Origin of the sequence: Candidatus Pelagibacter sp. HIMB1695, assembly GCF_052047655.1 — a bacterium.
Taxonomy (GTDB): Bacteria; Pseudomonadota; Alphaproteobacteria; order Pelagibacterales; family Pelagibacteraceae; genus Pelagibacter.
Genome location: NZ_JBNAJT010000001.1, coordinates 920,558 through 932,203, shown reverse-complemented (window position 1 = coordinate 932,203; position 11,646 = coordinate 920,558). Strand labels below are relative to the sequence as shown.

The 11,646-nt window shown below is 32.5% G+C and carries 13 protein-coding genes; 11 read left to right on the top strand and 2 right to left on the bottom strand.

Features of this window, described 5'->3' with window-relative positions:
* Window positions 1-60 precede the first annotated feature (60 nt).
* The 8 genes from ACTTAX_RS05050 (at window position 61) to ACTTAX_RS05015 (ending at window position 7,083) form a co-directional block, all read left to right on the top strand.
* A complete protein-coding gene (locus ACTTAX_RS05050) occupies window positions 61-1,221 on the top strand; it encodes a TRAP transporter substrate-binding protein (RefSeq protein WP_440693350.1) in 1,161 nt (386 codons plus the stop codon).
* 76 nt (window positions 1,222-1,297) lie between these two features.
* On the top strand, window positions 1,298-1,882 hold the full coding sequence (locus ACTTAX_RS05045; RefSeq protein WP_440693348.1) for a TRAP transporter small permease subunit: 585 nt from the start codon (window positions 1,298-1,300) through the stop codon (window positions 1,880-1,882).
* Window positions 1,872-3,233, top strand: coding sequence for a TRAP transporter large permease (locus tag ACTTAX_RS05040; protein ID WP_440633104.1), 1,362 nt, complete (start codon window positions 1,872-1,874; stop codon window positions 3,231-3,233). The genes ACTTAX_RS05045 and ACTTAX_RS05040 overlap by 11 nt, the downstream gene beginning before the upstream one ends.
* 6 nt (window positions 3,234-3,239) lie before the next feature.
* Window positions 3,240-4,568, top strand: a complete 1,329-nt coding sequence (locus ACTTAX_RS05035) for an amidase (RefSeq protein ID WP_440693346.1) — start codon at window positions 3,240-3,242, stop codon at window positions 4,566-4,568.
* Window positions 4,569-4,745: a hypothetical protein gene (locus ACTTAX_RS05030; RefSeq protein WP_179850415.1), complete on the top strand. Its 177-nt coding sequence runs from the start codon at window positions 4,569-4,571 to the stop codon at window positions 4,743-4,745. It abuts the gene before it with no gap.
* Window positions 4,746-4,762: 17 nt separating this feature from the next.
* Window positions 4,763-5,668: a DMT family transporter gene (locus tag ACTTAX_RS05025; protein WP_440693344.1), complete on the top strand. Its 906-nt coding sequence runs from the start codon at window positions 4,763-4,765 to the stop codon at window positions 5,666-5,668.
* Window positions 5,652-6,470, top strand: a complete 819-nt coding sequence (locus ACTTAX_RS05020) for an alpha/beta hydrolase (RefSeq protein WP_440693342.1) — start codon at window positions 5,652-5,654, stop codon at window positions 6,468-6,470. Before ACTTAX_RS05025 ends, ACTTAX_RS05020 begins: the two co-directional genes overlap by 17 nt.
* 49 nt (window positions 6,471-6,519) lie before the next feature.
* Window positions 6,520-7,083, top strand: a complete 564-nt coding sequence (locus ACTTAX_RS05015) for a hypothetical protein (RefSeq protein ID WP_440672542.1) — start codon at window positions 6,520-6,522, stop codon at window positions 7,081-7,083.
* Here ACTTAX_RS05015 and ftsY read toward each other — a convergent pair.
* Together ftsY and dapF are read right to left on the bottom strand one after the other, a co-directional pair.
* Window positions 7,076-7,993 carry a signal recognition particle-docking protein FtsY gene (gene ftsY / locus ACTTAX_RS05010; RefSeq protein WP_440693340.1) on the bottom strand — a complete coding sequence of 306 codons (918 nt, stop codon included), beginning with the start codon at window positions 7,991-7,993 and terminating at the stop codon, window positions 7,076-7,078. The genes ACTTAX_RS05015 and ftsY overlap by 8 nt on opposite strands.
* Window positions 7,993-8,817 (bottom strand): diaminopimelate epimerase, encoded by an 825-nt coding sequence (gene dapF, locus ACTTAX_RS05005; protein WP_440693338.1) that lies wholly within the window; start codon window positions 8,815-8,817, stop codon window positions 7,993-7,995. Before dapF ends, ftsY begins: the two co-directional genes overlap by 1 nt.
* A gap of 166 nt (window positions 8,818-8,983) precedes the next feature.
* Between dapF and ffh the strand changes: the two genes are divergently transcribed.
* Genes ffh through trmD form a run of 3 tightly spaced genes read left to right on the top strand, consistent with a single transcriptional unit; the run spans window position 8,984 to window position 11,630 of the window.
* On the top strand, window positions 8,984-10,342 hold the full coding sequence (gene ffh / locus ACTTAX_RS05000; protein WP_262589911.1) for a signal recognition particle protein: 1,359 nt from the start codon (window positions 8,984-8,986) through the stop codon (window positions 10,340-10,342).
* Between the two features lie 17 nt (window positions 10,343-10,359).
* Window positions 10,360-10,929, top strand: a complete 570-nt coding sequence (rpsP, locus tag ACTTAX_RS04995) for a 30S ribosomal protein S16 (protein ID WP_440693336.1) — start codon at window positions 10,360-10,362, stop codon at window positions 10,927-10,929.
* Window positions 10,930-10,943: 14 nt separating this feature from the next.
* Window positions 10,944-11,630: a tRNA (guanosine(37)-N1)-methyltransferase TrmD gene (gene trmD, locus ACTTAX_RS04990; protein ID WP_075506095.1), complete on the top strand. Its 687-nt coding sequence runs from the start codon at window positions 10,944-10,946 to the stop codon at window positions 11,628-11,630.
* Window positions 11,631-11,646: the final 16 nt, after the last annotated feature.

Sequence of the window (11,646 nt, the reverse complement as noted above, 5' to 3'; positions counted from 1 at the left end):
TTAGAATGATTATGATTATATGCGCGACGGTTAATTAACTAAAAATAAATAGGAGAAATAATGGTTAAAGAAAAAAAATCATTGAAGAATAAAATTTCTTCAAGACGTAAGTTCTTTAAGGCCGCTGCTACAGCTGGTGCTGCAGCTGCAGCTACAGTTGCAATGCCGAATATCGCAACTGCAGGGGGTCACGCTACAGTATTAAAGATGCAAGCTGCATGGCCATCAGGTGCTAACATCTTTTTCGAAATGGCAACAGACTATGCGAAAATGGTTAGCGATATGTCAGGCGGCTCACTAAAAATTGATGTGCAACCAGTTGGAGCAGTTGTAAAAACTTCTGAAATTGGTCAAGCAGTTAGTTCTGGAGTAGTAGATATGGGTCACTGGGTGACTGCATACTGGTATGGAAAAAACCCTGCTGCATCACTTTTTGGAACAGGTCCTTCATACGGAATGTCATCTCAAGAAGTAATGGGATGGATGGAGTATGGTGGAGGTAGAGCGTTATATGAAGAAGCTGTAAAAAGTGTAGGATTTAATTACACAGGTTTCTTCCATATGCCAATGCCTGCTCAGCCATTTGGTTGGTTCAAAAAGAATGTAACTAAAGTATCTGATGTTAAAGGTATGAAGTATAGAACAGTTGGTCTTGCGACTAACGTTTTAACCGCTATGGGAATGGTTGTAAGACAGTTACCAGGTGGTGAAATTCAACCAGCGATGAAAACTGGTTTGATTGATGCTGCAGAGTTTAACAACCCTACATCAGACTCACAGTTTGGAATGCAAGATGTCTCTAAACACTATCACTTAGGAAGTTTCCACCAATCTCAGGAAATGTTTGAAATTCCTATGAACACTAAGAGACTGAATAGCCTTTCACCTGAACATCAAGCTATCTTGAGAAATGCTGCATACGCTGCAAACTCAGATAACTACTTCAAAGCATTGGTTAGATATTCAACTGACCTTGCTAAGTTGATGAATGAGCATAAGGTTAATGTTTACCAAACGTCTGACGCTATCCTAGCAGAACAATTAAAAGGTTGGGATAAAGTCGTTGGAGAGTTTTCTGCTAAAGATGCTTTCTTCAAAAAAGTAGTAGACTCACAAAAAGCATACGCTAAGAGAACAATGAAGTATCTGTTGATGAATCAACCGAACTACAAATTAGCTTATGAAAATGAGTTTGGTCCAATTGAAAAAGTTAAAATTTAATTAACTTTAAAATCAATTTAAAAGGGGGTTGAAAAACCCCCTTTTTTTTATACGTATTTTAATATATTTCTTTTATATGAAGTCATTTATTCAATTTGCAGATACTCTTAGTACATCAATGGGAAAAGCTTTTTCTTGGTGCATCGTAGTTTTGATGGGTGGAACTGTTTATGAAGTGGTAATGGCTTATGTTTTTAATTCTCCTACACTTTGGAATTTTGATTTTAGTATGCAGATGTATGGTGCAATTTTAATGATGTCAGGAGCCTATTGTTTAGCAACAGAATCGCATGTAAGAGGAGATGTCATTTATAGATTGTTTAGTCAAAGAACTCAGGCTTGGATTGATTTAGTTTTATACTTTATTTTCTTTTTCCCAGGAGTGATTGCGTTAGCTTTTTATGGATATGAATATGCTGCGCTTGCTTGGAAAATAAAAGAGACTAGTTGGAGTAGTCCAGCTCAAATCCAAATTTATATGGTCAAATCGATGATACCTGCTGCAGGTGTTTTATTAATTATTCAAGGTATTAGCGAGGTATTCAGATCAATTATTTGTATTCAAACAGGACAATGGCCAGCGAGAATGGTTGTTGCTGAAGAAACAGAACAAGTTTTAATGAGAACAGCTCAAGAAGAGGACGAAAAAAATGTTATTTAGTTTAACAAATCCAGAAATTGCAATTTTGATGATGGGCATGTTCTTGTTTGCAGTTCTCTTAGGTTTCCCTATTGCTTTTACTCTAATGGCTATGGGAATTGGGTTTGGATATTTTGCTTATTACGATGCAACAATGATGGAGCACATTTTTGACAATCGTATATTCCAATTATTTGTTCAAAACACTTACACAGTAATGGATAACAATGTTCTTACTGCAGTACCTTTATTTTTATTCATGGGCTACCTTGTTGAAAGAGCAGGAATTGTAGCTAAATTATTTTTTGCAATTAGATTAGCAGCACACAGGCTTCCAGCATCAATGGCGGTGGCTGCATTAATTACGTGTACATTATTTTCGACTGCAACAGGAATTATCGGTGCCGTTGTAACTTTGATGGGACTGTTAGCTTGGCCTGCAATGGTTAAAGCAGGATATGATAAAAAATTTGCGTCAGGAATAATTTGTGCAGGTGGATGTTTAGGAATTTTAATTCCACCAAGTATTATGCTTATTGTTTATTCCGTAATAGCCCAGCTATCACCCTTAAGACTTTTTGCAGCAGCAATATTTCCAGGTTTACTTTTAGCAGGTCTTTACATTGCTTATGCAGTATTTAGAGCATGGTTAAATCCATCTATAGCTCCTAGACCTCCAAAAGAAGATATCCCACCAACTGGTGAAATTCTAAAAGAAGTTTTGGTTTCTTTCGTTCCGCTGTTTGGTTTAATTATGCTTGTTTTAGGAACTATTTTAGCAGGTATTGCAACTCCAGCAGAAGCAGCTGCAGCAGGAGCTTTTGGAGCAATTCTTTTATCTTGGTTTTATAAAACACTTAAATGGCAAAACTTTAAAGAGTCTGTGTTTTTAACTGCTAAGACAACTGCAATGATCATGTGGTTGTTTATTGGTTCCTGGACTTTCTCATCAGTATTTTCTTATTTAGGAGGACATGAAGTATTTGAGCACTTCTTTACCTCTATAAATATTACTACTTGGCAGTTTTTAATCATCACTCAAATAATCATTTTCCTTTTAGGATGGCCTTTAGAATGGACTGAAATTTTGATTATTTTTGTTCCAATATTCTTGCCATTGTTAGAGGTATTTGGTGTTAATCCTTATTTCTTTGCAATGTTAATTGCTTTAAATTTGCAAACTTCTTTCTTAACTCCACCAATGGCAATGTCAGCCTATTATTTAAAAGGAGTTCAAAAATCTAATGTAGAACTCTTGGATATATTTAGAGGAATAATGCCTTTCTTAGCAATTGTAATTTTTGCAATGTTTTTAATGTATATGTTTCCAGGAATAGCACTTTGGTTGCCGGAAACTTTATTTGCACAATAAAAAAAAATGACAAATGTTTTTTCGTTAAAAGTTGAAGAACTTGCTGTAAAAATTAAAGATGCTCAAATTACTTCTGTAGAATTGTGCCAAATTTATATTGATAGAATAAATAAATTTGAAAAAGATGTAAAAGCGTGGGCACACTTTGATAAAAAACTTTTATTAGAAAAAGCAGCTGAGGCTGACGAGTATAGAAAGTCAGGCAAACCTCTTGGACCACTTCATGGAATTCCTGTTGCAGTAAAAGATATTGTCGGAACTGTTGACATGCCAACAGAATGTGGGACATCAATTAGAAAAGGTAAATCATATTCTCAAAATGCTGAAATAGTTGATTTATTAATTTCTGCTGGTGCAATAGTTATGGGCAAAACAGCAACATCTGAGTTGGCATTTTTAGGTCCTTCAAAAACTACAAATCCACATGATTATTCTAGAACTCCAGGTGGCTCATCTAGTGGATCTGCTGCTGCTGTAGCTTCTTTTATGGCTCCGCTAGCAATTGGTTCTCAAACAGGAGGTTCGGTTATAAGACCTGCATCTTATTGTGGAGTTGTTGGTTATAAGCCCAGTTATGGATTAATAAGTAGAAATGGAGTTCTTAAAACATCTGAAAAATTAGATCACATTGGTGTTTTTGGAAGATCGGTAGAAGATGTTGCTCTTCTTGCTAAAATTTTAATAAAAAAGGATAATTATGATACTGCAACAGTTCATTACTCTAGTGATGAGATGTTAGCAGAAACAAAAAAAGGACCTTTGTTTGATCCTAAATTTATTTTTTACAAAACTGATCATTGGAAGCTTCTTGGAAAAAAATCAAGAGAAGCATTTGAATACTTTATGAAATCATTCAAAAATAATATCGAAGTTTTTGATACACCTTCGTACTTTAAAGATATTCATAAATACCATCAAATAATTCATGAGACAGATTTAGCTAATAATTTTTCACTCTATTATAAAAAATATAAGAAAAAATTATCTAAGTATATGCAAGATGCAATTTCAAAAGGTAACAAGCATTCTGCAAAAGAATATGCAGAAGCTATAGATTTTATGAAAAGAAGTTATGAATCTTACAAGGAAGTTTTTGAGGATTATCATGGAGTTTTATCCCCATCTAGCCCTGGAGTAGCACTGAAAGGTTTAAAAAGCACAGGAACGGCAGAATTTAATAAAGTATGGTCTTATTTAGGTACACCTTGTATATCATTACCTATACTTCAAGGTGAAAACAATTTACCTTTAGGTGTTCAATTAATTGGTGCAAAATATGATGATCAAAGATTTTTAGGTGTTGCTAATTGGTTAGAAAAGGAATGTAATAATTAAATGCAAAAATTTACAACATTTTTAGGTTCTCTTCTTGCAATTGCTTTTTTAGTAGGGCTTGCAACAACGTTGACTAGATCATCGATGATTGGATTTTTTGATGTTCTTCCTGTTTATATTTTGATGGGTGGAGCAATCTTTATGATGGTTTACGAAGCGTTTTTCGATAAAAAATAATTTTTCTTAATATACAATTGTCTAATCAAAATAAAAATTTATTAGCTTTATCTCTTTTATTTATTCAACCAATATTTATGGCATCTAATTTAATTGTTGCTAGAGGTGGTGTTGAGTTTGTGCCCCCAATTTCATTGGCTTTTTGGAGGTGGACGTTTGTATTTTTACTTCTTTTACCTTTCACATATTCATCATTAAAAAAAAATTTCAAAGTTGTTAAAAACGAATACTCAAAATTATTTTTTCTAGGAGCAATGGGATGTGGAGTTTGTGGGGCTTTTCCTTTTTTAGCAGGTAAAACGACAACTGTAACAAATATGGGAATTATTTATACCTCATCTCCTATTTTTATAATTATAATTTCTGCAATATTTTTTAAAGAGAAAATTAATTTATTAAAAATTATTGGTTTGATTTCGTGTTTAGTTGGAGTTTTAGCAATTATTATTAAAGGAGATTTAAATTTACTTTTAAATTTAAATTTCACCATTGGAGATTTATGGATGTTGGCAGCTGCGATCGGCTGGGCCTTATATTCGATTTATTTATTTTACTGGAAATCTCAATTATCGATTTTTACTAGATTTTCTATGATATCTTTTTTTGGAGCAGTAAGTTTATTTCCATTTTATTTGGCAGAAGAAATTTATTTTGAACAAACTATATTTAATTCTGATTTTTTATTGTGGACTATATTTGCAGCCGTTTCACCAGGAATTATAGCATTTACTTTATATACCAAAGCTCAAGAAAGCTTAGGAGCTTCACTTACTGGTTTTACTTTGTATGTATTTACTATCTATGCAGCAATTTACGGATTTATATTGTTTGATGAAAATTTAGAAACATTTCATTATATTGGTACTGTACTTGTTTTTGTTGGAGTTTACTTAGCAAAGAAAAATTATGATACCAAAACCTAGGAAATTAATTTTGCAAATTATATTTTGGATCTTAGTTATATATTTTATTTTACTAGCTTATCTTTTTATATTTCAAAGAAACCTAATGTATCATCCCCAGGAAAATAATTATTCAGGAGATAAAATAGAAGTAGAAATAGAAAAAGTTCAAATTCAAACAGCAGATAACATTAGCCTTTTAGGATGGTTTCATAAAAAAGATTTGAAAAAATTTAAGACCGTTGTTTATTTTCATGGAAATGCAGGAAGCCTAGAAAATAGAATTCATAAATTAAATCATTTTAAAAATATGGATGTAAATTTTTTAATTATCGCTTGGCGTGGATTTAGTGGAAATTTAGGAAAACCATCTGAAAATGCTTTATATGAAGATGGAAAAAGTGCAATTAACTGGCTTAAAAATAAAGGTTTGAGTGACAGTGATTTAATAATTTATGGAGAGTCGCTTGGCACAGGAATTGCAACTGAGGTTTCTCAAAATAAAAAATATGCTGGTTTAATTTTAGAAACACCTTTCACTTCAATGATTGCTGCAGCTAAGAATTTTTATCCATACATTCCTGTCTCTCTAATATTGAAAGATAAATATAAAAATGATGAAAAAATAAAAAATATTAATATTCCAGTTTTAGTTATGCATGGCGAAAAAGATCAAATTGTACCCTTTTCAATGGGAAAGAAGATGTTTGATTTAGCAAATGATCCAAAGTCCTCTTATTTTACCAAACATGACGATCATATGATGGAATTTGATAATAATATGGTTTTCCAACTAAGTTCATTTATAAAAAGTTTAAATTAAGCCACAATCAAAACAATTTTATTCCAAAAATTCTAACTAATTTCTAATCATGAAGAAATTATTCATTTATATTTTTTTGACTTTTCTTATTTCAGGAACTTCTTTTTCTAAAGAAAATTTGTCTTCAATTGAAAATTTATTTTTTATTGATCAGATGAACTCGCATGATGAAAATTTTGCTTTGTATTTTAAACCAAGAGAAAAGGCTATATTAGCAAAAGGGGAAGTAAGTAATTACATCAATGATTACCCTAAAGATCTCTATATATATGATTATAAAACAGAAGTATCATCACCATTGATTTCTTATGAATGGTTTCCAAGAAAAGCAAAAAATTTTTTAAAGGAATATAATTTTCCAGTTTTTCCAGATGATTTTGCTTATTATCTATTAAAGGATAACAAAACATTGGTAATGATTAGTGCTGTTAAAAGTTTAAAAGTAAATTTCAAATACGATATTCTTGAAAAGAAATTAGATTTATATCCAACTAATGGAAAGTTTGATTTCATTATTTCCTCTATTGCAAAGGACTGCGGACACTACAAATTTAAGGACAATTATAGATGTAGTTTCTATAAACCTTTAATATCTAGTAATTTAATTAAGTAATTTGTGTAAACGCATCAGCAAATTTTTCAGCTTCAAAAATTTGCAGATCATCTTCCTTTTCACCTAAACCAAGTGCAATAATTGGTATTTTATACTTTTTGGCTACAGCCAGAAGTATTCCTCCCTTAGCTGTTCCATCTAATTTTGTCATCACTAAGCCTGTAATTGGGATAATTTTATTAAATTCTTCAACTTGATTTAAAACGTTTTGGCCTGAAGTTGCATCTAAAACTAAAATCACATCATGAGGTGCACTTTCATCTATTTTTTTTGTAACGTTTGCTATTTTTTTATATTCTTCCATTAGGTTTTTTTTATTTTGCAGTCTTCCAGCAGTATCAATTAAAACTTGATTAAAATTGTTTGATATAGAAGTTTCTATTGCCTTATAGGCTACAGATGCAGGATCAGATCCTTGTGAAGATTTTGTAATTTCAACATTAATTTTTTTTGCCCAATTTTCTAATTGCTCTATAGCAGCAGCTCTAAATGTATCTGATGCTGCCAACATAACTTTATTACCATTTTCTTTTAATATTTTACTAATTTTCCCAATAGTTGTTGTTTTACCAACGCCGTTAACTCCAGAAACTAAAATGGCATTAAGTTTTTCTTTATTTTTAAAAAATTCATTATTTTCTAGAGGTTTCATAACTGAGATAATGTAGTCTTTAAGAATATTATTTATCTCAGCAGTTAAATCTTTGTTTGGATCTATTTTTGTTTTTGAGATTATTTCTCTAATTTCTGAGGCAGAAGATACCCCAACATCTGATTGAATTAAATAATCTTCAATTCTGTCTAAAGTTTTGTCATCAATTTCTTTTTTGACAACTATATCTCTTAGGCCCGATGTAAAAGCTGAAGCACTTTTTTTAAATCCTGATTTAAATTTTTCGAAAATTCCCATTAAATTTCTATATCGATTTCTTTTATATCAGAAACAGGACCTTTCATGTGAATACTATTGTTTTCATCTATAGATATCGTCAATCTTCCAGTAGAAAATTCGATGTTAACTTTATCGCTAGCAAGTCCTGCCTGCTTAGCAGCAAAGGCAGTAGCACAAGCTGCAGTTCCACATGCTTTTGTCAAACCAGCTCCTCTTTCCCAAACTTTTACCTTTATTAACTCTTTATCTACTATTGTGGCTATTGTGACATTACATTTTTCTGGAAACAGTTTGTGGTTTTCTATTTCTGGGCCAATTTTTTCTATTTTAAATTGTTCGTTGTCTTCCACAAAAAAAATTATATGAGGATTTCCCACATTGACGGCCGTTCCTCCAAAAAATTCATTATTATTTGAATCAACAATTTTAATATTTAAGTTTTTAGTTTCTAATTCTTGAGATAATGGAATTTCATTCCATTTAGTTCTGCCCAAACCAATTTCAGTAGATACTAATTTTTCTCCTAAAATATGAGATTTTAAATGGCCAGATAAAGTTGTTAATATAATCGTGTCTTTATTTTTTTCTTTTCCTAATAGCTCAGCCACACACCTTGTACCATTTCCACATGCACCAGAAACCCCACCATCAGAGTTAAAAAATTCTATTGAAGCATCGTAATCTTGGTCTTTATTAATTAATATAAGTTGGTCGCATCCTATAAAGTTTCTGTCACAAATTTTAATTATTTGGTCTTTGGTAAGATTTGTAACTTTTTCTCTGTTATCAATAATTACAAAATCATTGCCTAAACCGTCCATTTTAAATGCTTTAATATTCATAATTAGATATTTAACTTATTTATTGACTTTTTGAACCTCTATTATAGGTTGTTGGCGTTTCCGCAAAAACATTAACTTTGCGGTGTCTTTGGAAACAAAGAGATCGACACTAGTCAGCGAGAGTTCGCCCACTAGTGCGTTACTGCTATGCGTAACAAAAAAATATATGTTTGAAAATTTAACAAATAAATTTGAAGAAATTTTTTCTTCTTTAAAAAAAGCACCCTCTCTGAATGAAGCTCAGGTAGATGAGGGTTTGAGAAGTATTAGACAAGCATTACTTGAGGCAGATGTATCTTTAGATGTTGCAAAAGAATTTGTTGAAAACGTAAAACCTAAAGCTTTAGGACAAGAAATTATAAGATCAACTTCTCCTGGAGATATGGTTGTAAAAATTGTCTACGATGAGCTAGTAAATTTACTAGGTTCTAGCAATGCAGACATAAATTTAAATGCTGTACCTCCAGTTCCTATGATGATGGTTGGTTTGCAGGGTTCGGGTAAAACAACTTCTACTGCAAAATTAGCTAAATATTTAGAAGATAATAAAAAGAAAAAAGTGATGATGGTCAGTTTGGACATTTATAGGCCAGCAGCACAAGAACAGCTTAGATCTTTAGGTGAACAGAATAATATTTTGACACTTCCAATTATCGAAGGTCAACAACCAACTGATATTTGCCAAAGAGCCATGAGTGCAGCAAATCTAAATGGAGCAGATATAATTTTGTTTGATACAGCTGGGAGAACTCAAATTGATTTACAAATGATGAGCGAGATCAAACAAATTGAGAGCATTATTAATCCAGCAGAAACTTTTCTTGTAGCGGACTCTCTTACAGGTCAAGTTGCTGCTTCAGTTGCAAAAGAGTTCAAAAACACAGTTAACTTATCTGGAATAATATTAACTAGAGCTGACGGTGATGCCAGAGGTGGAGCTGCCGTGAGTATGAAATATGTATCAAATGTTCCAATAAAATTTTTGGGTATAGGTGAAAAAATAGAAAATTTTGAGGTATTTCATCCAGATAGAATAGCAAATAGAATTTTAGGAATGGGAGACATTGTTTCTCTTGTAGAAAAAGCTGCTCAAGATTTAGGCGAAGAGAACATTAAAAAAGCTGAAGAAAATTTAAAAAAGGGTCAATTTTCTATGGAAGATTACCTTTCTCAATTAAGACAAATGAAAAAAATGGGAGGCATTGAGGGGATCATGTCTTTTATGCCAGGAGTATCTAAAATTAAATCTCAAATGGATTCAGCAGGGATTGACGAAAGTATTATAACAAAAAACGAAGCTATCATTTTATCAATGACAAAAAAAGAGAGAGAGAATCCAAAAGTAATTGATGGTTCAAGAAAAAAAAGAATTGCTAATGGCTCTGGCACAGATCCAGCCACTATCAATAAATTGCTTAAGCAATTTAAAATGATGTCTGAAATGATGAAAAAGATGTCAAAAGGAAATCTGAAAGGTATGTCTGATCAAGGGATACCACCAGAGCTATTTAATAAACTAAAATAATAAAATAAGGAGAACAAATGTTAAAACTTAGATTATCAAGGGGAGGCTCTAAAAAGAGACCAGTTTACAAAGTTGTTGTAGCTGACAGTCGTTTCCCAAGAGATGGAAGATTTATAGAAAAAGTTGGTTTTTTTAACCCACTACTTCCTAAAGATAAAAAAGAAAGAGTAGGTCTTGAAGCTGAAAGAATTAAATATTGGCTAGGTCAAGGCGCTAAACCAACAACAAGAGTTGCAAGAATTTTAGGTGAAAATGATTTAATCCCTATGCCAGCAGCTGGAAATAATCCAAATAAAGCTGTTCCTAAAAAAGAAAGAAATAAAAAAGAAGAAGATGGTGCAGAAGCTCCTAAAGCTCCAGCAGCAGAAGCAGCTCCAGCAGCAGAGGCAGCTCCAGTAGCAGAGGCTCCAAAGGAAGAAGCTCCTAAAGCAGAAGCAGCCCCAGCAGCAGAGGCTCCAAAGGAAGAAGCTCCTAAAGCAGAAGCAGCCCCAGCAGCAGAGGCTCTAAAGGAAGAAGCTCCTAAAGCAGAAGCAGCCCCAGCAGCAGAGGCTCCAAAGGAAGAAGCTCCAGCTGAGGAAAAAAAATAAACTAAAGATAATCTATGTGGCAAGCTCAAGTGTTTACACTTTATCCAGATATTTTTCCTGGTCCTTTGTCTAAAGGTCTGTATGGAAAAGCAATGTCTAAAAATATTTGGAATTTAAAAGTGGTAAACATTAGAGATGCTGCTGAGGATAAACATAAAACTGTAGATGATACTCCATATGGAGGTGGTTCTGGTATGTTGATGAAGGCAGATGTATTAGCTAAATCATTAGATCAAAATAAAAATGAAGGAGAAAAAATATTATATTTATCTCCTAGAGGAAAAAAATTTGATCAAAATTATGCCAAAGAATTATCGAAGGAAAAATCGGTTTCGATAATTTGTGGACATTTCGAAGGAGTTGATGAAAGAGTGTTAAGCACAAGAAATATAGAAGAAGTTAGTATTGGAGACTTTATCTTATCAGGAGGAGAGTCAGCAGCATTTGTGGTGATTGATAGTATTTTGAGACTTTTACCTGGTGTTCTGGGAAATGAGAATTCTACGGTAAACGAAAGTTTTGAAAATGGATTATTAGAGTATCCTCAGTTCACAAAACCTCAAATTTGGGAGGAAAAAGCTGTTCCAGAAGTACTTTTGTCAGGAGATCACAGCAAAATTAAACACTGGCGTTTATCTCAATCTGAGGCTATAACACGCGTCCGAAGACCAGATTTATGGGAAAAATATAAGAAGAATTAATTTGATAAATATAACT